The 19,984-nt window shown below is 69.4% G+C and carries 18 protein-coding genes and 1 riboswitch; of the genes, 7 read left to right on the forward strand and 11 right to left on the reverse strand.

From position 1 onward, the window contains the following. Positions 1–43 precede the first annotated feature (43 nt). Positions 44–685: a TetR family transcriptional regulator gene (locus AB0M56_RS30190; RefSeq protein ID WP_364181983.1), complete on the reverse strand. Its 642-nt coding sequence runs from the start codon at positions 683–685 to the stop codon at positions 44–46. Between the two features lie 83 nt (positions 686–768). Between AB0M56_RS30190 and AB0M56_RS30195 the strand changes: the two genes are divergently transcribed. Next, positions 769–1,521 carry an AMP-binding protein gene (locus tag AB0M56_RS30195; protein WP_364181986.1) on the forward strand — a complete coding sequence of 251 codons (753 nt, stop codon included), beginning with the start codon at positions 769–771 and terminating at the stop codon, positions 1,519–1,521. Between the two features lie 207 nt (positions 1,522–1,728). Then, positions 1,729–2,601, forward strand: a complete 873-nt coding sequence (locus tag AB0M56_RS30200; RefSeq protein ID WP_364181989.1) for an alpha/beta fold hydrolase — start codon at positions 1,729–1,731, stop codon at positions 2,599–2,601. A 42-nt stretch (positions 2,602–2,643) separates the two neighbouring features. Here the strand turns inward: AB0M56_RS30200 and AB0M56_RS30205 are convergent, their stop codons facing one another. Together AB0M56_RS30205 and AB0M56_RS30210 are read right to left on the reverse strand one after the other, a co-directional pair. Continuing rightward, on the reverse strand, positions 2,644–3,288 hold the full coding sequence (locus tag AB0M56_RS30205; RefSeq protein WP_364181992.1) for an NAD(P)H-binding protein: 645 nt from the start codon (positions 3,286–3,288) through the stop codon (positions 2,644–2,646). Between the two features lie 98 nt (positions 3,289–3,386). After that, positions 3,387–4,514: a hypothetical protein gene (locus tag AB0M56_RS30210; RefSeq protein WP_364181995.1), complete on the reverse strand. Its 1,128-nt coding sequence runs from the start codon at positions 4,512–4,514 to the stop codon at positions 3,387–3,389. 361 nt (positions 4,515–4,875) lie between these two features. Here AB0M56_RS30210 and AB0M56_RS30215 point away from each other — a divergent pair, with 361 nt between their 5' ends. From AB0M56_RS30215 to AB0M56_RS30225, 3 genes are all read left to right on the forward strand, one after another. Beyond that, positions 4,876–5,484 (forward strand): 50S ribosomal protein L25/general stress protein Ctc, encoded by a 609-nt coding sequence (locus AB0M56_RS30215; protein WP_364181997.1) that lies wholly within the window; start codon positions 4,876–4,878, stop codon positions 5,482–5,484. A gap of 10 nt (positions 5,485–5,494) precedes the next feature. Further along, a complete protein-coding gene (pth, locus tag AB0M56_RS30220) occupies positions 5,495–6,088 on the forward strand; it encodes an aminoacyl-tRNA hydrolase (RefSeq protein WP_285972352.1) in 594 nt (197 codons plus the stop codon). Between the two features lie 181 nt (positions 6,089–6,269). After that, entirely contained in the window at positions 6,270–6,635 is a 366-nt protein-coding gene (locus AB0M56_RS30225) for a DivIVA domain-containing protein (protein ID WP_364181999.1), read from the forward strand. Positions 6,636–6,812: 177 nt separating this feature from the next. On the opposite strand, the gene AB0M56_RS30230 is transcribed toward AB0M56_RS30225, so the two are convergent. The 4 genes from AB0M56_RS30230 to AB0M56_RS30245 form a co-directional block, all read right to left on the reverse strand. Then, positions 6,813–8,501 (reverse strand): fatty acyl-AMP ligase, encoded by a 1,689-nt coding sequence (locus tag AB0M56_RS30230; protein ID WP_364182002.1) that lies wholly within the window; start codon positions 8,499–8,501, stop codon positions 6,813–6,815. 67 nt (positions 8,502–8,568) lie between these two features. After that, complete coding sequence (locus AB0M56_RS30235) at positions 8,569–10,362, reverse strand: ABC-F family ATP-binding cassette domain-containing protein (protein WP_364182004.1); 1,794 nt, start codon at positions 10,360–10,362, stop codon at positions 8,569–8,571. A 37-nt stretch (positions 10,363–10,399) separates the two neighbouring features. Continuing rightward, a complete protein-coding gene (locus AB0M56_RS30240) occupies positions 10,400–11,368 on the reverse strand; it encodes a 4-(cytidine 5'-diphospho)-2-C-methyl-D-erythritol kinase (RefSeq protein WP_364182007.1) in 969 nt (322 codons plus the stop codon). A gap of 198 nt (positions 11,369–11,566) precedes the next feature. Continuing rightward, a complete protein-coding gene (locus AB0M56_RS30245; protein ID WP_364182009.1) occupies positions 11,567–12,577 on the reverse strand; it encodes an ATP-binding cassette domain-containing protein in 1,011 nt (336 codons plus the stop codon). Positions 12,578–12,775: 198 nt separating this feature from the next. Further along, positions 12,776–12,882: riboswitch (SAM riboswitch) on the reverse strand. A gap of 389 nt (positions 12,883–13,271) precedes the next feature. Between AB0M56_RS30245 and AB0M56_RS30250 the strand changes: the two genes are divergently transcribed. Continuing rightward, complete coding sequence (locus tag AB0M56_RS30250) at positions 13,272–13,856, forward strand: TetR/AcrR family transcriptional regulator (protein WP_364182012.1); 585 nt, start codon at positions 13,272–13,274, stop codon at positions 13,854–13,856. Here the strand turns inward: AB0M56_RS30250 and rsmA are convergent. From rsmA to metG, 4 genes are all read right to left on the reverse strand, one after another. Beyond that, positions 13,847–14,686, reverse strand: coding sequence for a 16S rRNA (adenine(1518)-N(6)/adenine(1519)-N(6))-dimethyltransferase RsmA (gene rsmA, locus AB0M56_RS30255; RefSeq protein WP_364182015.1), 840 nt, complete (start codon positions 14,684–14,686; stop codon positions 13,847–13,849). The two genes, AB0M56_RS30250 and rsmA, sit on opposite strands and share 10 nt — an antisense overlap. Before the next feature lie 35 nt (positions 14,687–14,721). Next, positions 14,722–16,107, reverse strand: coding sequence for a transglycosylase family protein (locus AB0M56_RS30260; RefSeq protein ID WP_364182303.1), 1,386 nt, complete (start codon positions 16,105–16,107; stop codon positions 14,722–14,724). A gap of 414 nt (positions 16,108–16,521) precedes the next feature. Next, positions 16,522–17,358, reverse strand: coding sequence for a TatD family hydrolase (locus AB0M56_RS30265; RefSeq protein ID WP_364182018.1), 837 nt, complete (start codon positions 17,356–17,358; stop codon positions 16,522–16,524). Positions 17,359–17,468: 110 nt separating this feature from the next. Further along, positions 17,469–19,262, reverse strand: coding sequence for a methionine--tRNA ligase (gene metG / locus AB0M56_RS30270; RefSeq protein ID WP_354875078.1), 1,794 nt, complete (start codon positions 19,260–19,262; stop codon positions 17,469–17,471). A 61-nt stretch (positions 19,263–19,323) separates the two neighbouring features. Between metG and AB0M56_RS30275 the strand changes: the two genes are divergently transcribed. Continuing rightward, positions 19,324–19,911: a helix-turn-helix transcriptional regulator gene (locus AB0M56_RS30275; protein ID WP_364182021.1), complete on the forward strand. Its 588-nt coding sequence runs from the start codon at positions 19,324–19,326 to the stop codon at positions 19,909–19,911. The last annotated feature ends 73 nt before the right edge of the window (positions 19,912–19,984 follow it).

The raw sequence follows: 19,984 nt of genomic DNA on the forward strand, positions 1-19,984 counted from the left end.
TTTCGGGAGCGGTCCCGGGCAACGCAGCCGGCTGACGCGGTATTCAGTCCCCCGCCACGCTTTCCGCCGCGGAACGCACGGCAGCCACCGCGTCGCCGGCGATCAACGTCAGGACCCGGCCCAGCAGGCCCTCCGGGACGGCTTCCTCGTCGATGTCCCCTTCCACGGCCAGGCCGTTGCTCAGTGCCAGCAGGATCACCGCGAACTCTTCGGCCGGCAACGGCAAGGAGAAGCCGAACCCCGAAGCCAAGCGCTCCAGCGCGGCCGCGATCGTCCGCCGGACAGCGCGGCGACGGTCGCGCAACGCAAGCCGGCGGTCAGCGTCGTGGTGCGCCAGGGCGAAGAACTCCGCCAACAGCCGGTGCCACACCGCGTCCGTGCGCATTTCGTGCATCAACACCGCCGCGATGTCCGCGAGCCCGGCCGCGCCGGTGCCGGCGGAGGCGAAGCTCTCGAGGCTGGCGGAAAGCCGGTGCGCCGCGTGTTCTTCCATCAACGCGAGCACGAGCTCGTCCTTCGACGCGAAGCTGGAGTAGACCGCGCCCTTCGTCAGTCCGGCGGCGGCGGCGACCTCGGTCAGCTTCGAAGCCTCGATGCCTTGGTCGCCGAAGACTCGGAACGCCGCGTCGAGGACGCGCCGGCGCGTTTCAGCGCGCGTCGGCCGCGTGCGGCCCGGTGCGGGCATCGGAGTGAATCCTCCTGATCAAGGGCTTGACTTTCACGAAGCCAACTCAATACCTTCAGGTATCCAATACCGGGAGGTATTCGATGTCAAGCGTGCAGCGGTACCTCGACAACGGCACCTGGCACGAGCGCACGTTCACCCAGCCCCACGAAGACGTCGACCGCGTGGCGACCCGCCTGCGACACCACACAAAGAGGTGCGACAAAGTCGCACTGCTCGCCGCCACGAGTCCGGAGTGGACGATCTGCGACCTCGCGATCGCCCGCATCGGCGCGATCTGCGTGCCGATCCACCCCACGAGCACACCGAGGCAGATCAGGTGGATCCCCGAAGACTCCGCCGCCGTCGCGGCGTTCGCGGACCAGCCCGGGCGGATCACCACGATCCCCGTCCTCGCCACCGAAATCCCCGACATACAGCCACCGGCCCGGGCGACGTCGTGTTCGCCTACCTCCCGCTCGAAGGTGCTCGCGCGCTCGGAAGGCGTCTTCAACGGCTACGACAACAATCGCGAGGCCACCGGAGAGACCATTGTGGACGGTTGGCTGCCCACGGGCGACCTCGGCGAGCTCGACGGCTTCCTCACCCTCGCCGACCGCAAGAAAGACCTGGTCTTCACCTCGGCCGGCAAGAACCTCGCCCCCGCCGCCATCGAGAACGACCTGCGCCGCACGCGCTGGATCACCGGCGGTACTGCTCTGCGACCGCCGGCCGTACCCGGTGGCGCTGCTGAGCGTCGATCCGGACGAGCTGCCGGCGCCGGCCGCGGAAGGGATCAACACCGACGCCCCCGGCCGGCACACCGACGAGCGACTGCGCTCGGTCATCGCCCGTGACGTGGAATCGGTGACGCACGCTATTCTCCGCGCGAGCGAATCCGGGATTTCGCCCTCGTACCCGAGCAGTTCTCCGTCGAGTCCGGTGAGCTGACCCCGGCCCTCAAGATCCGCAGGGACGTCGTCGCCCGGCGCCACGACGCGCTCTACTCCACCCCCTGAACCACCGGCAACGCCGCCGGTGACCGTGAGGAAGGACCCTTCTCCATGAGGAAACTGCGGACCAAAGCGGCCGTGCTGGCCGCCGTGGCGCTCGTGGCAGCCGCGTTCGCCGCGGGGCCGGCGCAGGCGACAGTGCAGGCGGCCGGCGGCAACAACGACCCGTCGTGCCGCCCGAGCGCGGCGCACCCCCGGCCCGTGGTCTTCCTCCACGGCCTGGGCGCCACCTACTACGAGGACCTCAACTTCCTGCAGTCGGCCGTCGCGGCCAAGGGCTACTGCACCTTCAGCCAGACCTACGGCGTCTACCCGGGCTTTCCCGTGGTCGGCGGCCTGCGCCCGATCGCCGACTCGGCGGGCGAGATCAAGCAGTTCATCGGCCAGGTGCTCGCCGAGACCGGGGCGTCGCAAGTGGACATCGTGGGCCACTCCGAGGGCGGCTTCCAGTCCCTCTACGTCACGAAGACCCAGGGCATCGCGGACAAGATCGGCTCGGTCGTGTCCATCGCGCCGCCCACGCACGGGACCACGTTCGCGGGCCTCACCAAGCTCGCGTACCTGCTCGGGCAGGGCGAGCGCGACGCCGTCGGCAAGGCCCTGCAGACGCTCGGCTGCCCCGCCTGCGATGACCTGATCACCGACGGCGCCGCCGTGACGAAGCTGACCACCGGCCCCATCGCGCAGCCCGGCGTGAAGTACACCGTGATCACCTCGCGCTACGACGAGCTCGTGACCCCCACCGACACGTCGTTCGTGCGCGAGTCGGGTGTGGTGAACGAATACGTGCAGGACACGTGTCCGTTCGACCCGGTGGGCCACATCGGCGAGGCCTATGACCTCAACGTCTGGAACCTCGTCACCAACGCCCTCGACCCCGCCCACGCCACGAAGTTCTTCTGCACCGTCGGCTCCCCGGGCTGACCCGAGCCGGGGCCCCTCGGTCTCGAGGGGCCCCGTCCGCCGTCAGTACGCGACGGTGAAGCGCGCCCGGCTGTGGCGCGGCTCGTCGATCTCGTCCACGAACGCGATCGCGAAATCGTCACCGCCGATCTGCGAACGGCCCTCCTCGTCGGACAGCAGCACGTCGCCACCCACCCGGAACGACCCGGTGCGCTCGCCGGCGTTCCACGCGCCGAACTCCGCGGCCGGGCTCACGTAGAACCACTCGACGTCGCCGGGCAGCTCACGCAGGGCGGCCAGGACCTCGGCGTGGCTGCTCGCCTCGGACTTGTACGCGTCCGGGAAGTCCGGCGTGTCCAGCAGCCGCGGGCCACCCTCGGCCACGAGCAGCGAGGCCGCACCGCCCACGAACGACAACCGCGCACCGGCCGCGCGGGCCGCGTCGGCGAGCGTCGGCAACGCATCGAGCAGCTTCTGCCCCTCGTCGTTCACCCGGCCCGGGGTCGCGATCACGATCACGTCGGCCCCCTTCGTCACGTCGGCGACGAACCCGGCGTCGTGCATCGAGCCCGCGCGGGCCTCGACGTCGGCGGGCAGGCCCTCGGCCTTGCGCGCCACCCCGACGACCTCGTGCCCGCGCCGCAGCGCCTCGTCCGTGATCCGGCCACCGGCGTACCCCGTCGCGCCGAACACCACCAGCTTGCTCATCTTCCGCTCCTCCTGAGGACACCTCGACGACGTCGAGGGTACGAACGGAAGATCCACTACTTCAACGAAACCAACGCACCCCGCGGTAGGCGTGCAGGTCAGGCGCCGAGCTGGGCGAACGACTTCGCGAGCTCGGCCTTCACGGCGTTCGCGTCGAAGGGCACGTGCACCTCGCCGACAGCCGTCGGCTTCGCGAGCACCTGGTAGCTGGCGGTGCGGTTGGGCAGCGAGAACTTGACCGAGCACGACATCGTGATGGTCGCGTCGGCCGCCGCGTCACCCTGCGTGGTGCAGGTCTTCGAGCCGAGCGAATCGGCGCTGATGTCGATCGTGAGCGTCACGTGCACCACGGGCTTCGAACCCGAGCTGTTGCCGACGACGCTGTTGGTCACGTCGACGGTGGCGGTGCACGAGCCGACGAAGTCCTTACAGTCGAGGCGGTCGTTGGTGACCACCACGCTCGACTGCGCGAGCCCGTCGAACGGCTGTCCGAGCCCGCCGACCGTGTTGTCGAAGTCGGTGTGGAACTTCTTGAGCGCGTCGCCGGTCAGCGGCTTCACCTGGAACCCGGTGCCGAGCTTCGGGCCGCCCAGCGGGTCGAGCAGCGCCGGCGCGAACGAGACCACGCGAAAGGGCTGCGCGGTGGTCACCTGCAGCGCGCCGAGGCCGCCGCCGAGCTGGTAGACCTCCGTGCCGTCCTCGAGCTTGCGTTTCACCGGGTCGGCCGTCTGGTTGAGACTCGACAACGATTTGACCAGCCCGGTCACGAGCTGGTCCGGGGCGAACCGCGCGCCGGGGTCCATCGGCAGCTCCGTGCCGACGGTGTGCACCCAACCCGCACCGAACTGCGTGCTGTTTTCCTCGAGGCCGTGCGACTTCCAGTAGTCGGCGTCGGCGGAGAGGTAGAGATCGTCCCCGAGCTCGGTGACCTGCACCACGTGACCTTCGAACGGCAGCGCGCCGAACCCGTCACCGTTGCGCGTGATGCGGAAACCGAGACCGATCGGCTTGCCCGACGCGTCCTTCACCGTGGTGTCGAGCTCCAGCGCGGGCGCCTTGCCCAGCGCGTCCAACGCGGCGTCCACGGCATCTCGCTGCTGCGCCAGCCGGTCGGCTATCTGCTGGTCAGCGGCGGAAACCCCCGCCGAACCCGTCACCGCGACCTGACAACCCGCCAGCACCCCACCCAGTAGTACGACCGCCGCGGCGATCCATCGAGCCCGCATTCTCGCCCCTTTTTTCCGCGGGGATCATCCCATGCCCGCGGCACGAACCTGCACCACCGGAATCGAGTCGCCACCCGCCGGCCGACCCAAGGTTTAGTCGTGCGGGGCCACCCACCGCAACCTCCTTGTCGAACGAGGGTTTACACTTCTCGAGTTGTCTCGGCGAGGCGGGTGCACCCTGTGGTGCCCAGCGTGATCGACGCGGCGGCTCGAGAAGCCCCGTGGAATGTGCACGCTTGGAAACTCGCCGCCGTATGCAGCCGATTGTGAACGCTGATTTGTGAACACCGCCCCGAGCAGAGATCGACGATCCCCGCCGCCACCTGCTGCACCGAATTGTGATTTGAAGGAGTGCTACACCGTGTCCGAGGTACGTCTTTCCGTCGAGCCGCGCACCGAGTTCGGCAAGGGCGCCGCGCGGCGCACCCGTCGCGCCGGCAAGATCCCCGCGGTCCTCTACGGGCACGGCTCGGACCCGCGGCACTTCGCGCTGCCGGCCCTCGAGTTCGCCCGCGTCGTCCGTGAGAACGGCAGCAACGCCGTGCTCACCCTGGACCTCGAGGGCTCCAGCGAGCTGGCGCTGACCAAGACCATCGTCGTGCACCCGCTGAAGAACTACATCGAGCACGTCGACCTGCTCGTGGTTCGCCGCGGCGAGAAGGTCACCGTCGACGTGCCGGTGGTCGTCACCGGCACCGCCGGCCCGGGTGGCCTGGTGAACCAGGACCTCGACGCCGTGCAGATCGAGGTCGAGGCGCTGCACATCCCGGACCAGATCGAGGTCTCGGTCGAGGGTCTCGAGATCGGCACCCAGATCACCGCCGCGCAGCTCACGCTGCCGCAGGGCGCGAACCTGGTGACCGACGGCGAAGCGCTGGTCGTGGCCGTGAACGAGCCGCAGCGTGAAGAGACCGGCGACGAAGAGGCCGCCGCCGAAGGCGCCGAGGCTCCCGCCGGGGACGCCGAATAAACTCACTTCCGTGAGTGAAGACCTGCCTGGGGCCGGCGAGCTGATCGTGCTCGCCGGCCTCGGTAATCCCGGGCCCCAGTACGCCGGCAACCGCCACAACGTCGGCTTCATGGTGCTCGACGAACTGGCCACCCGTATCGGGGGCAAGTTCAAGGCGCACAAGAGCGGCGCCGAGGTGCTGGAAGGACGGCTTTCGGGCCGTCGCGTGGTGCTGGTGAAGCCGCGTTCGTTCATGAATCTCTCCGGCGGGCCCGTGGTCGGTGCCGCCCGGTTCTTCAAGGTCGAGCCCTCGGGCGTCGTCGTGGTACACGACGAGCTCGACGTGCCGTTCGGCGCACTGAAGCTCAAGCTCGGCGGCGGCGACAACGGGCACAACGGCCTTCGTTCCATCACCAAGTCGCTCGGCACGCGTGAGTACTACCGCGTGCGCTTCGGCATCGGCCGTCCCCCGGGCCGCCAGGATCCCGCCGATTTCGTGCTGAAGGACTTCTCGACGGTCGAGCGCAAGGAGCTCCCGTTCGAGGTCTCCGTGGCCGCCGACGCCGCCGAGGCGCTCGTGGCCAAGGGGCTCACCGCGGCCCAGAACGAGTTCCACGCAGGCTGATCAGCCGGTTGCTCTCTGTTAGTGATCAAGAGTGGCGCTGCGTAGTTTTTCCTCACTCGATGGGCGGCTTATGGGGCCCTGATCGAGTCGTCCCGACGCGCTCGGGGTTCCCGGTGCCTCGGTGACCGGTTAGGACGGAATGCGGGAGTCCGCACACCGACCCTGAATCGGAGAATGCTTCATGTCGTTCACCGCCGAGGACCTCACCGAGGTCACCTTCGGTAACGCCCCGATCGGCCGCCGTGGCTATGCCAAACAGGAGGTCGACGAGTTCGTGCGGCGCATCGCGAAAACGATCGCCGAAGAGGACGACCTGACCGCGGCCGAAGTCCACCACGTCATGTTCAACAAGCCGCTGATCGGCAAGCGCGGCTACGACGAACGCGAGGTCGACCACTTCCTGGACACCGTGGAGGAACAGCTGGCCGACCTGTCCGGCCGGCGCGCTCCCGCCGTGCCCGGCGCGCGCGACGAACACGAGGCGACCGCCTCCCGGGCCCCGCGTCCGGAGGTGACGGAGAACGCCAAGTCCTTCCAGGACCGGTAGGTCTTTCCGGCCTTGACCGCGTCGTTCCCCCGCGGCGTTTTCCTGGCCTGCGTTTGTCCTTCTTCCTGAAACAACCCCGCCCTCCGGACTTCCCAAGCCCCGAGAACACGGAACCGGCCCGCTCACTGTGGTGAGGGGGCCGGTTCCGTGTCTGCGTGCGGCTGTTCGAAGCCGAGGTCAGTGGTCCGCGTTGTGCGCGATCTTGTCCGCGTACTGCACCGCAGTCGCCGCGCGCTTGACCTTGCCCGAGGGCGTCTTGGGGAGGCTGCCGGCCGGGAGGACCACCACGGCGAACGGGCGTATGTCCACCGCGTCGCGGACGCGGGCGGCGACCTGCTTCGACAACGCGCGTTCGGCCTCCGCGTCGCCGGCGAGCTTGGATTCCACAACGACGGCGAAGCGTTCGCGGCGGCTGCCCGCGTCGAGGCGGACGGCGACGGCGTTACCGGCCCGCACGCCCTCGACCGACGTGGCCGCGCGTTCGATGTCGGTGGGGTACAGGTTCCGGCCGCCCATGATGATGACGTCCTTGCGGCGACCGCAGATGACGATCTGGCCGTCGATGAGGTAGCCGAGGTCGCCCGTCTTCATCCAGCCGTCGGCGTCCTGGGTGTCGAGGGGCCCGTCGACGGTGAGGTAGCCCGGAGTGACGGCCGGGCCGCGGAGGCGGATTTCGCCGACTTCGCGGTCGCCCAGCAGCGAACCGTCCGCGGAGACGATGCTCGCCTCCAGGCCGTCCAGCGGACGGCCCAGCACGGCGAAGGAGCGCACCGCGTCCGTGCCCCGCCGAGAGTCGCCCTCAGGGACCGGGACGGCGCGATCGTCCGCCTCCAGGGCGTCGGCCTCGACGACGTCCAGGGTGAGACCTGTGAACAGCGGCGCGAAAGACACCGCCAGAGTCGCCTCGGCCATGCCGTACGCCGGGAACACACACTCGGCCGGCATCTTGAAGCGGGCGCCCGCGTCGACGAAGGTCTGGACGGCCGTCTCGTCGATCGGCTCGGCCCCGTTGAGCGCGATGCGGAGCTTGGACAGGTCGTAGGCGTTGTCGTCCTCGACGCGGGCCATGCGGCGGCCCACGATGGCGTACGCGAAGTTCGGCGCGGCCGTGGTGGTGCCGTTGTACTTGGAGATCAGCTCGGGCCAGATCAGCGGGCCGGACAGGAACTCGACGGGCGTGATCTTCACCAGTTCCACGCCGAAGGTCATCGGCACGGTCAGGAAGCCGACCATGCCCATGTCGTGGAACGTCGGGAGCCACGACACCATCACGTCGACGTCGAAGTCGAACTCCGCGCGTTCGACCATGGCCTTGACGTTGGTGTAGAGGTTGCCGTAGGTGATGCGCACGGCCTTGGGTTCAGCCGTCGAACCGCTGGTGAGCTGGAGCAACGCGGTGTCGCTCTCGTCGGTGGGCACGACCTCGGCCAGCGGCTCGCCCTCGGCCAGCTCGGTGATCAGGCGGTGCTCGATGCCCTTCTCCGCCAGCACGGGCGCGAGCTGGTCGAACGGCTCGCCCAGCACCACCAGCCCGGCGCCGATCATCCCCAGCACCTTGACCGTGTCCTCGGCCCACTCGGCGAGGTCCGTGCGCGCCGTCGGCTGGTGCAGCATCGTCACGCTGCCGCCGGCCAGCCACACGGCCTGCACGGTGGGCGCGATGAGCACCGGCGCCGCGGCCAGCACGGCCACCGCGCTCCCGGGCTTCAACCCGCCCGCGACCAACCCACCGGCGATCTTCTTGGCCTGGTCGTGGACCTCGGCCCACGTCCGGCGAACCGGCTCCTTGGGCTCGCCCGTGACCATGCCGCGCTGCTGACCCCGCCCCGTCGCCGTCTCGACGAGCGTGTCCACGAACCGACTCATGCGCGACAGATTACTGTCTGGTTGTCAACGCTCGCCTGCGGCGGCGTGAACAGCGTCGATCGAGCCGTCATTCGAGCGCTTCGGACGTCTCCAGCCACTTCGCCTCGACGTCTTCCTTCTCCGCGTGCACGCCCTTCAGCTCCGTGTTCAACGCGATGAGCTTGTCCGGGTCCGTGGCCGCCTCGAGCAGTGCCGCGTGCAGCTTCTCCTCGCGCGCGGCCAGCTGGTCGAGCTTGCGCTCCAGCCGGCCGAGCTCCTTCTGCGCGGCCCGGATCTCCGCGTTGCTGCGCTTGGCCTCGGCCTTCTCCGGAGCCGCCGACGCCCCGCGCCCCGGCGCCATGTCACGGCGCCGCGGCGCCGCCTCCCGCAGCTTCGTGCGGCGGTTGAGGTACTCCTCGATGCCACCGGGCAGGTTCGTCACGTGGCCGTCGCCGAACAGAGCCACGGTCGTGTCGCAGACGCGCTCGACGAGGTAGCGGTCGTGCGAGACCACGACCATCGTGCCGGGCCAGCCGTCGAGCAGGTCTTCGAGCTGCTGCAGGGTGTCGATGTCCAGGTCGTTGGTGGGCTCGTCGAGCAGCAGCACGTTGGGCTCGGCCATCAGCAGCCGGCACAGCTGCAGCCGGCGCCGCTCGCCACCCGACAGGTCACCGACGGGCGTCCACTGCCGCTCGGCCGGGAAGCCGAGCTTCTCGCCCAGCTGCGACGCCGTCATCTCCTGCTTGCCGAACACCACGCGCCCGGCCACCTGCTCGATCGCCTGCAGCACGCGCAGGTCGGCCGGCAGGTCGTCGAGCTCCTGGCGCAGGTGCGCGAGCGCGACCGTCTTGCCCTCGACCCGCCGCCCCGTCTCGGGAGCGACGTCGCCGCCCAGCAGCTTGAGCAGCGACGTCTTTCCGGATCCGTTCACGCCGACGAGACCCACGCGGTCGCCCGGCCCGATCCGCCACGTCACGTGGTCGAGCAGCGTCCGGTCGCCGACACTGAACGACACGTCTTCCAGCTCCAGCACCGTCTTGCCGAGGCGGCGCTTGGCGAACGCCATCAGCTCCACGGAGTCGCGCAGCGGCGGCACGTCGGCGATCAGTGCCTCGGCGGCTTCCACGCGGTAGCGCGGCTTCGACGAGCGCGCCTGCGGGCCGCGGCGCAGCCACGCCAGCTCCTTGCGCGCGAGGTTCTGCCGCTTCTCCTCGGCCGTCGCGGCCAGTCGCGCGCGCTCGGCGCGCGCGAAGATCCAGTCGGCGTAACCACCTTCGTACTGCTCGACGCGCCCTCCGGTGACCTCCCAGGTGAGGCTCGCGATGGTGTCGAGGAACCACCGGTCGTGGGTCACGACCACCACGGCGATCCGGCGCGCCAGCAGGTGGTCGGCCAGCCAGCGGACACCTTCGACGTCCAGGTGGTTGGTGGGCTCGTCGAGCACCACGAGGTCGAGCTCGCCGGTCAGCGCCGCGGCCAGCGCGACGCGACGGCGTTCGCCACCGGAGAGGTTCGCGGTCGGGGTGTCGAGGCCGATCGCCGTGATGCCGAGTCCGTCTACAATGGACCGGACGCGCGCGTCGGCGGCCCATTCGTGTTCCGCGCCATAGCGTTCGAGCACGACGTCGCCGACCGTGCTACCCGAAGGCAGCTCGGTGCGCTGGGTGACGACGGCCATGCGCAGGTCACGAACATGGCTCACCCGGCCGGAATCCGGCTCGCTCAGACCCGCGAGCACCTCCAGCAACGTCGTCTTGCCGCCTCCGTTGAGACCGACCACGCCGATGCGCTGTCCGGCGGCGACGCCGAGCGAAACGCTGTCCAGCAGCGGTTTCACCCCGTACGACTTGCTCACCGACTCCAGGTTGACCAGGTTGGCCATCCGATTCAGCCGATCCTTTCCACAGTGGACTAGATGTTCAGGCGTGCACGCGCGGTGGCGCGCCACGGGGTGCGTCGTCGCCGCCGACCAGCCGAGCGCCGGGCACCGGGCCGTGGGCGACGCGCACCGTTCGGCACACGCCGGCGCCGGACAGCTCGGCCGCCACCTCGACGGCGGCCTGCGCGTCGGCGCAGAGGAACGCGCACGTGGGCCCCGAGCCGGACACGCAGCCGGCCAAAGCACCCGCGTTCACGCCCGCGCGCAGCGTGCGACGCAAGCCAGGACGCAGGGACACGGCGGCCGCCTGCAGGTCGTTGCCCAGCAGCAGCGCGAGCTGACGGGGGTCGCCCGACGCGAGGGCCTCGACGACCGGGGTGTGCGAGCCGATGCGCGGCGGGTTGCCTTCGGCGCGCAGGCGGTCGAGCTCGCCGAACACCTTCGGCGTCGACAGGCCTTCGGTGTCGAACGCGAGCACCCAGTGGAACGTGTGGCGCGACAGCACGGGCACGAGCTGCTCACCGCGGCCGGTGCCGAGCGCGGTGCCGCCGTAGAGCGCGAAGGGCACGTCGCTGCCGAGCTTGCCCGCGATGGCGGCCAGCTCGTCGCGCGTCACGTCGAGCTTCCACAGCGAGGCCAGGCCGACGAGCGTCGCCGCCGCGTCGGCGCTCCCGCCCGCCATGCCGCCGGCGACGGGGATGCCCTTGCGCAGCACGATCCGCAACTTCGGGTCGTCGCCCTCGGCGCGGCCGGTGTAGGTGGAAAGCTCCTGGGCCGCGCGCCAGGCGAGGTTGGTGGCGTCGGTGGGCACCGACCCCTCCCCCTCGCCGAAGACTTCGAGCCCCGGGTCGTCGGTGGCCGCGACGGTCACCTCGTCCGTGAGCGACAACGCCTGGAAGACGGTGACCAAGTCGTGGTAGCCGTCCTCGCGCAGGTCACCGATGGCCAGGTGCAGGTTGACCTTGGCCGGGACCCGGACGGTGACTGGTGGTGGAACTACGGCGAGCACCCGTCAAGCCTACGTGGCCGGGCGCCTGGGCTCCCCACCAGGAGAAAACAGCCGTTTTCGGGACGCCTGTCCCAACCTCTCGGACACCTCGTCGCCAACCTTGGACCCCGAGACCCGCGCACCGAGCCGTGAAGGGCCCGCTGAAGGAATCGGAGTCCTTCAGCGGGCCCTTCACGGCACCGACGGGTTCGGCTGGGGTCAGGCGGCGACGCTGTGCGCGGCCCGCACGACCGGCGTCACGTGGGCGCCGCGGTCGGCGATCCACGCCAGCGCCGCGTCGGCCCGCTCGCCACGGACACCGATGCGGAAACGGGCGATCGGGGTGTCGCCGATGCGCGTGAGTCCGCCGCCGATGGTGGCGACCTCCACGTCGAAACGGCCGGCCGCCTCGGGCAGCAGGGCGCCGACGGACGCGAAGCCGATCAGCACGACGTCGGCGGACCGGTCGTACTTCGCGGCTTGCGCGCGAGCGGTCTCGATCGCCGGCAGCACCGCCTGCGCGGTCCAGCTGCCCGGCGAGGCGATGAGGTCGAGCACGTGACCGCGTTCGACGACCGCGCCGTCTTCGAGCACCGCGACGTCGTCGCAGACGCGGCGGACGACACCGGCGTCCGGAGTGGTCAGCAGCACGGTGGTGCCCAGCTCGGCGCGCGCCCGGTCGAGGACGGCCAGCACGGCGCCGGCCTCTTCGGGTGCGATGCCGGCGGTGGGGTCGTCGGCGAGCAGCACGGCCGGGCCGGCGGCGAGCGCCTTGGCCACGGCGACACGGCGCAGCTGGCCGGGCGTGAGGTCGGCCGGCTTCTGTGCGGCACGGGCGGTGAGGCCCACGAGGTCGAGCAGGTTGCCGACGCGGGTCTTGCGCTGCGGCCCCTCGATGCCGAGCTGCTCCAGCGGGGTGGCGATGTTGCCGGCGACGGTGCGCTCGGCGAGCAGCTCCGGCTTGGTGCCGACGACACCCAGCTGGCGGCGGACTTCACGCAGCCGGCGGCCGTCGAGCGCACCGGTGTTGAGGCCGTCGAGCCGCACGACACCGCGGTCCGGGCGCTCCTGCAGCGCGATGCAGCGGGCGAGTGTGGACTTGCCGGAGCCGGCTGGCCCCACCACGCCGAAGAGGGAACCGGCCTGCACGTCGACGCTCACATCACGCAGCGCGGCGACCGGATTTCCGTTGAGGGGAAAGGACTTGGACACGTTTTCGACAGTGATCACGAAGGGAGCTCCAGGCATGAGGCGCAGCACCGTTTCCGGGCGCGCCGGGCGTCACCGAATTACCGTCCTTTTCGGACGGTGCGCAGAATTGCGGTAGAAAAGATCAGGCGATGACTGTGGAGCGTCGACACGCACATACCGTGCGGCGACCTTCATCGACGACGCGCCGCCGGGTCAACAGGAGCGGGCGGGCTACCCTCTGCATCGGAAACAGCCTCCATCGGTCCTGGCTGTAGCACCTGCCCCATGGGGGGTGGTTGCTGCGACTTCGGCGAGCCAGGTCTCTCAGTCGCTCGGGATGGACATTCTGAGTAAAGCCGATCCCATTGGGTGAACGCAAGCGCGTTGGTGCAGATCACACGAGTGGTGGTGCCCGGATACCGGGACACCCGCAGCCACATCCTGGACCCCGAAAGCTCCGGCACCGAATTTCTTCCCCGCGGCGAATCCGGCGACCTATTCCACTGTGGACGCTGCCGATCCCTGGTGGAGACCCGATTCCGGCACGGGCGACGCGGAGCAGCTCGCGCGTGGGTAAATGACGGTTCGGCGAGGTAGTTCGCCACGGCGAGACACTCCGTCTTCCCGGCCGGACACCCCACTCCCGTCCGCGAGCCGAATCCGGACGTCCGTCACACCCGGCTGTGATACGCGCGTATCGGATACAATCGTACCACAACAGCGGAGGAGGACCGTGGCGCACCGAGTCGACCACGAACAGCGCCGGCGCGAGATCGCCACGGCAGTGTGGCGCATCGCGGCCGAACGCGGGCTCGACTCCGTGAGCATGCGCGAGGTGGCCGCCGAGGCAGGCGTGTCGCTGCGGCTGGTGCAGTACTACTTCGAAACGAAGCACAACCTGCTCGTGCTGTCGCTGCGTTACCTCCATGAACGCGGCGAGCAGCGCACGCAGGTCCGCATCGCGGCGCAGGTCGACCAGAGCGTGCGTGGCGTGGTCCGGACTCTTCTCACGGAGCTGCTCCCGCTGGACGCCGAGCGCGAACTGTCGCTACGCGTCAACCGCGCCTACTTCAGCCGCACCCACAGCGACCCGGCGCTGGCGAAGGTGTTCCTGCACGCCGAGACGCCGATCGAAGACCTGCTCACCAGCCTGTTGCGTCGCGCGGTGCTCCCACCCGGCGTCCAGCCGCGGCACGAGGCCAACCTGCTGGTCGCGGGCTTCACCGGCCTGGGTCTCGACGTCCTGCACAGCCGTTTCACCCAGCCCGAAGTCCTCGCGACGCTGGACTACCACCTGGGTCGGCTCTTTCAGGCTTGAGCCGCGAGCCGGACGAAGTCGTGCACGTCGAGCTGCTCGCCGCGCGTCTTCGGGTCGATTCCGGCCGCCACGAGGAGCTCGCCGGCGCGATCGGCCGAACCGGCCCAGCCCGCGAGGGCCGCGCGCAGCGTCTTGCGGCGTTGGGAGAACGCGGCGTCCACGACCTCGAACAGGCGTTGCCGCTCGACGCCCTCCACCGGAGTGCCGCGTTCGAAAGCCACGAGCGACGAGTCGACGTTCGGCACCGGCCAGAACACCGACCGCGGCACGGCGCCGACCTTGCGCGCCGGCCCGTACCAAGCGAGCTTCACGCTGGGCACGCCGTAGATGCGGCTGCCGGGACCGGCGGCCATGCGGTCGGCGACCTCCGTCTGGACCATCACCATCCCGCGCTGCAGCGAGGGAAGCTCGGCCAGCAGGTGCAGCACGACGGGGACCGCGACGTTGTACGGGAGGTTCGCCACCAGTGACACGGGTTCGGCCGGCAGATCGGCCGCGCTGATCCGCAACGCGTCGGCGCCGACCACAGTCAGCTGATCCGCGACGGAAGAAGCGCGTTCGGCGGCAGTGCGCGGAAGCCGCGCCGCCAGCTTCGGATCGATCTCGACGGCCACCACGTGGGCCCCGGCGTCGAGCAGGCCCAGCGTCAGCGACCCCAGTCCGGGGCCGACCTCGAGGACGACGTCGCCCGGCTGAACTCCGGCCAGCTCGACGATGCGGCGAACCGTGTTGGGGTCGTGCACGAAGTTCTGGCCGAGCTTCTTCGTCGGCCGGACGTCGAGCTCGTCCGCCAGCCCGCGGATCTCGGCAGGCCCCAGCAGTTCAACCACCGGGGAAGCCTACCGAGCCTCGGGAACCGCGGAACTCAGGCCCGCTTGCCGCAGACCGGCCAGGCGCTGTAGCCACCGCGGGCGTCGCGGACCTTCTCGGCGATCGAGATCTGCTGGGCGCGCGAAGCCTGGTTCGGGTACGACGCGTACTGGTCGCCGCCGTAGGCGTCCCAGGTCTGCTTGTCGAACTGGAGGCCACCGTAGTAGCCGTTGCCGGTGTTGATGGCCCAGTTGCCGCCGGCCTCGCACGCCGCGATGCGGTCCCACGCGGAACCGTCGCCGATCGCCGGGTCGGCAGGCTTTTTCGTGCCCACCTTGAGGATCTTCGGCTTGGCCTCGAGGAGGACCTTCACCGAGACCTGCTCGCGGGAGATCTCTTCGCCGTTCTTCTTGGTGACCTTGTAGGTCACCATCTTCTGGCCCGCGGTGCCCGGGTCCTGAACGGTGGTCTTGCCCTGTTCGAGCGTCGGGTCGTCGACCTTCTGCACGTCGGGGTCGATGGTCTCCTGCTGGTTGACCATCGAGACGCCCATGCGGCTGACGTGGACTTCGGCGCCGTCCTTGAGGGAGACGTCCAGACCACCCTCGACCGCGTCGTCCGGGCCGAGGCTCATCTTGAAGTCGGAGAGGAACTCCTTGGTGGTCACCGCGTTGGTGGCGACCTGGCGCGGCGCGTTGGTGCCGTCGAAGAGCGTGATGTGCTTGAGGGTCTTGACCTGCACGGTCGAGCCCTCGAGCGGCAGCTCGCCGGTGCCCGGCATCGAGGTCCAGGCGCCCTTGCCCATCATGTCGGCCATGCCGAGCTGGGTCATGGCCTCGCCGAGCGTGGTCGCGCGCACCCAGGACGGGCGGGACACACCGTCGACGACGAGGTTCAGCTGACGGCCGCGCTCGAGCTTGATGACGCCGCCGTCGCCGACCTCGGCCTGCGGCGAGGGCGAAAGCGAGTCGTGGGCGCCGACGGAAAGGCCGGCGTCTTCCAGAACCTCGCCGACGGTGTCGCCGTAGCTGTGGACGGTGACCTCGTGACCATCGACGTCGACGGTCACGCTCTTGTTCATCGCCAGCGCCGCGGCACCGCCGCCGCCGACGGCGATCAGGACCGACAGCACGGCACCCTTGAGGAAGCGGCGCTTCCAGACGCGGGTGGCCTCACGCAGGCCGTCCTCGACGGCGGCCTTCTTGGCCTCCGGAGAAGCGGTGCGGTCCTCGGCGAGCTCGTCCGGGAGGGCGAGCGGCGGGAGCATCGTCGTCTCGGCGTTGATCAGGCGGATCAGCTCGTCGACGTCGACGTCGATCTCGGCCATCATCGCGTCGGCGTCGGGCCCGAGGGCCGCGAGCACATCCTGTTGGGTCACATACAGCTCGTCGGAGAATTCAAGCTCTCCATAGGCGGTGTCGTCGAGCTCTCGCTCGAGCACGGCCACCGAACCAGCGGAAGAGAATAGGGTCTGCGCAGCACCACGGTTCTCGGTGCTATGGCGCGAGGCACCCTGCCTGCTACCAGTCACTGGGTCGTTCCCTTTCCCAGGACAGGACGTGTCGCCACGACCTGTTCCTTCGTCGCGACGCACCATTCGGCGCGCCTCTCAAGTCCGACACCCCCAGTCAGCGCCATCGTCACGGTCCCGAGTCGTACCAACCTCGGTGCCGCTTCCCCGACGTGCACTGACGTGACTGTGGGCGTATCAGCCGGATCCGCGTCTGCGGTTCCGACCGGCACGATCACGGGACAGTAACGGAGGTCGCCGGGTTGCGCAAACACCCCCCGGAGTGTCGTGACCTGTGTCACTCGTCAGTGTGGGCTACCGCATTCCCCGAACGTCGCAATCCGTTCAACCCGTTGTGACACTGGGCAATTGGTAGACGTGCTCGGCGGTGGTCCGGACCGCTTCGGCCACTTCGTGGACCGCTTCGCCCCTCAGCGCCGCGAGGTGCCGGACGGTGTAGGCGGTGCAGTAGGGCTCGTTCGGGCGCCCACGGAACGGGTGGGGGGTCAGGAACGGCGCGTCGGTCTCGGCGAGGTATTGCCCTGCCGGCGCGAGCCGAGCGGCCTCGTGGAGCCCGCGGGCGTTCTTGAAGGTGACGGTGCCGGCGAACGAGAGCACGTAGCCCTTGTCGAGGCAACGGCGGGCGATGTGCTCGTCGCCGGAGAAGCAGTGGAAGACGACGGTGTCCGGTGCGCCCTCTTCGTCCAGGATGCGCAGCACGTCCTCGTGGGCGTCGCGGTCGTGGATCATCAGCGTCTTGCCGAGGCGCTTGGCGAGGTCGATGTGCCAGCGGAACGCGTCCTGCTGGGCGTCGTGCGGTGAGTAGTCCCAGTAGTAGTCGAGGCCGGTCTCGCCGACGGCGACCACGCGCTCGGCCGACGCCAGACGCTCCACTTCGGACTTGTCCGCGTCGGAGAACTCCTTGGTACGCGTGGGATGGATCGCCACGGCGGCGAACACGCGCCCGTCCCACGTGGACGCGTCGACGGCCCAGCGCGCGGAGGCGAGGTCGTCGGCGACCGTGACGACACGGGCCACACCGGCGCGTTCGGCGCGGTCGACCATGGCCGTCACGTCGGCGGCGGTCACCGCCCCGCAGGCGTCGAGGTGGGTGTGGGCGTCCACGACCGCGGCGGGCAGGCGGTCGGGAATCGGCGGCAGTTCGCGCTTGTCTTCACCCATGCTGTGAATTTACTGCGTCGGCTCCGCCGCCGCGTGCGAGATCGCCCCAAGCCGGCGCGATCTCGCGCAGTGGTTGTCAACGTCGGCTGGTTTTGGCCAGCTAGTCATACTTACTTGACGATCGGCGCCCAGTCGGGGCCGTCTTCACCGAGCTTCGGGTCGAGCTTGGTGAACAGCGGCGTCGGCTTCTGCAGGGGACGACCGACCTCGATCGGCCGCGACTCCCACTTGGCCTGCTCGCCCGCGTAGTCACCGGTGAGGATCGGGTTGATCCGGCCCGGGATGTCGAGGTCCTCGACCTCCTGCAGCTCCGGCTGCGCGGCCCACACGCCGGTGCCGCCGAGCGCCTCGTGCACCTTCTGCGCCGAGTGCGGCAGGAACGGCGTGAGCAGCGTGTTCGCGTCGCTGACCACCTGCAACGCGGTGTGCAGCACGCTGTCGCGGCGCGCGGGATCGTCCTTGAGCTTCCACGGCTCCTGGTCCGACAGGTACCGGTTGGCGGCCGTGACCACGCGCATCGCCTCCGACGCCGCCGCCTTGAAGCGCGAGCGGCCCAGGTGGGCGCCGGCGACGTCGAACGCCTTGCGCGACAACGCCTTCAGCTCCTCGTCGGCCGCCGTGGGCGCGTCGGGCCGCGGGATGGCGCCGACGTTCTTGTGCGCCATCGAGATCGAGCGGTTCACGAGGTTGCCCCACTCGTTGGCCAGCTCGAAGTTGGTGCGGCGGACGAACTCGTCCCACGTGAAGTCGGTGTCCTGCGTCTCCGGGCCCGCCACGGAGATGAAGTAGCGCAGCGCGTCGGGGCCGAACTCGCGCAGGAAGTCGTGCACGTAGATGACCGTGCCGCGCGAGGTGGAGAACTTCGAGCCGCTCATGGTGAGGAACTCGCTGGACACGATCTCGTCCGGCAGGTGCAGCTTGCCGTACTTGCCCGCCTGGCCGCCGTGGTCGCCCTCGCCGTTGTGGCCGAGCAACAGCGCCGGCCAGATCTGGGCGTGGAAGGTGATGTTGTCCTTGCCCATGAAGTAGTAGGAGCGCGCGTCGGCGTTGTTCCACCACTCCTGCCACGCGTCTGGGTTGCCGGTGCGCCGCGCCCACTCGACGCTGGCGGAGAAGTAGCCGATCACGGCGTCGAACCACACGTAGAAGCGCTTCATCGACTGGTCGCGCCAGCCGTCGAGCGGGATCTTCACGCCCCAGTCGAGGTCACGCGTGATCGGGCGCGGCCGCATGTCGTCGATGAGGTTCTTGGTGAAGTTGAGGACGTTCGGGCGCCAGTCGTTCTTCGTCGACAGCCAGTCGCCGAGCGTCTTGGTGAACGCCGGCAGGTCGAGGAAGTAGTGCTCGGTCTCGACGAACTTCGGCGTCTCGCCGTTGATGCGCGAGTGCGGGTTGATCAGCTCGGCGGCGTCGAGCTGGTTGCCGCAGTTGTCGCACTGGTCGCCACGCGCGAACTCGTAACCGCAGATCGGGCAGGTGCCCTCGACGTAGCGGTCGGGCAGCGTGCGCCCGGTCGACGGGCTGATCGCGCCGCGCGTGGTCTTCGGGACCACATACCCGTTGCGGTTGAGCGCGAGGAAGATCTGCTGCGTGACCTCGGCGTGGTTGCCGGTGGACGTGCGCGTGAACAGGTCGTAGGACAGGCCGAGACCGCGCAGGTCCTCGTCGATCTGACGGGTGTACTTGTCGGCGGTCTGCTGCGGGGTGAGGCCCTCGTTGTCGGCCTGGACGGTGATCGGAGTGCCGTGCTCGTCGGTCCCGGACACCATGAGCACCCGGTTGCCGGCCATTCGCTGGTAACGGGAGAAGACGTCGGACGGGACGCCGAATCCGGATACGTGGCCGATGTGGCGGGGGCCGTTGGCGTAGGGCCAGGCCACCGCTGTCAACACAGAGGTGCTCATACCTGTTTAGCCTACGGAAACCGTCCAAGGCGTTTGTGGGCGGTACGCGAAGGGAGAAGCGGTGTCGGCGACGCGTCTGCTCGTGCTCGGGGTCGTGCGCATGTTCGGCCGGGCGCACGGCTACCAGGTGCGCCGGGAGCTGCTCACGTGGTCGGCGGAGAAGTGGGCGAACGTCCAGCCGGGTTCGATCTACCACGCGCTGAAGAAGATGACGGCCGAGAACCTGTTGGAGAAGGTGGACGTCGAGCCGGGCGACTCGGGGCCCGACCGCGTCGCCTACCGGCTCACCGACGACGGCGAGCAGGAGTTCCAGCTGCTGCTGACCCGGGCGTTGTCCGATCCCGAGGTGGGTCATCCGGAGATGTCGGCCGGCATCGGGCTCATGCCCGCGCTGCCCCGCCAGCACGCGATCAGCCTGTTGCGGCAGCGGCTCGTGCACCTCGAAGGTGAGGAACGGCGGGCGCGGCTGATGCTCGACGATCAGGCCGACTGGGGCCAGCCGGCGCACGTCGTGGAGCTGTTCCGGCTGCGGGCGGGCATCGCGGGGGCGAGCCACACGTGGCTGGAGAACCTGATCGAGCGCCTGGAGAAGGGCGAGTACGTGATGGCTGACGACGCCCAACCGTTGTTCCGCAAGCTCTCGGAGTAATCAAATTTGACTAGCGTTCGCGACTCCGGCACTGTGTGCTCTTCGATTAGTCAACTTTGACTAGTTGATCTCT

Origin of the sequence: Amycolatopsis sp. NPDC051372, assembly GCF_040682095.1 — a bacterium.
Lineage (GTDB): Bacteria > Actinomycetota > Actinomycetes > Mycobacteriales > Pseudonocardiaceae > Amycolatopsis.

Excerpts from the sequence above, each read along its gene's own strand:
- AB0M56_RS30265 (WP_364182018.1), bottom strand. The coding sequence starts at position 17,358 with ATGGGTGAAGACAAGCGCGAACTGCCGCCGATTCCCGACCGCCTGCCC.
- AB0M56_RS30205 (WP_364181992.1), bottom strand. The coding sequence starts at position 3,288 with ATGAGCAAGCTGGTGGTGTTCGGCGCGACGGGGTACGCCGGTGGCCGG.
- AB0M56_RS30195 (WP_364181986.1), top strand. The coding sequence starts at position 769 with ATGTCAAGCGTGCAGCGGTACCTCGACAACGGCACCTGGCACGAGCGC.
- metG (WP_354875078.1), bottom strand. The coding sequence starts at position 19,262 with ATGAGCACCTCTGTGTTGACAGCGGTGGCCTGGCCCTACGCCAACGGC.
- AB0M56_RS30210 (WP_364181995.1), bottom strand. The coding sequence starts at position 4,514 with ATGCGGGCTCGATGGATCGCCGCGGCGGTCGTACTACTGGGTGGGGTG.
- AB0M56_RS30230 (WP_364182002.1), bottom strand. The coding sequence starts at position 8,501 with ATGAGTCGGTTCGTGGACACGCTCGTCGAGACGGCGACGGGGCGGGGT.
- AB0M56_RS30200 (WP_364181989.1), top strand. The coding sequence starts at position 1,729 with ATGAGGAAACTGCGGACCAAAGCGGCCGTGCTGGCCGCCGTGGCGCTC.
- AB0M56_RS30190 (WP_364181983.1), bottom strand. The coding sequence starts at position 685 with ATGCCCGCACCGGGCCGCACGCGGCCGACGCGCGCTGAAACGCGCCGG.
- AB0M56_RS30235 (WP_364182004.1), bottom strand. The coding sequence starts at position 10,362 with ATGGCCAACCTGGTCAACCTGGAGTCGGTGAGCAAGTCGTACGGGGTG.
- AB0M56_RS30225 (WP_364181999.1), top strand. The coding sequence starts at position 6,270 with ATGTCGTTCACCGCCGAGGACCTCACCGAGGTCACCTTCGGTAACGCC.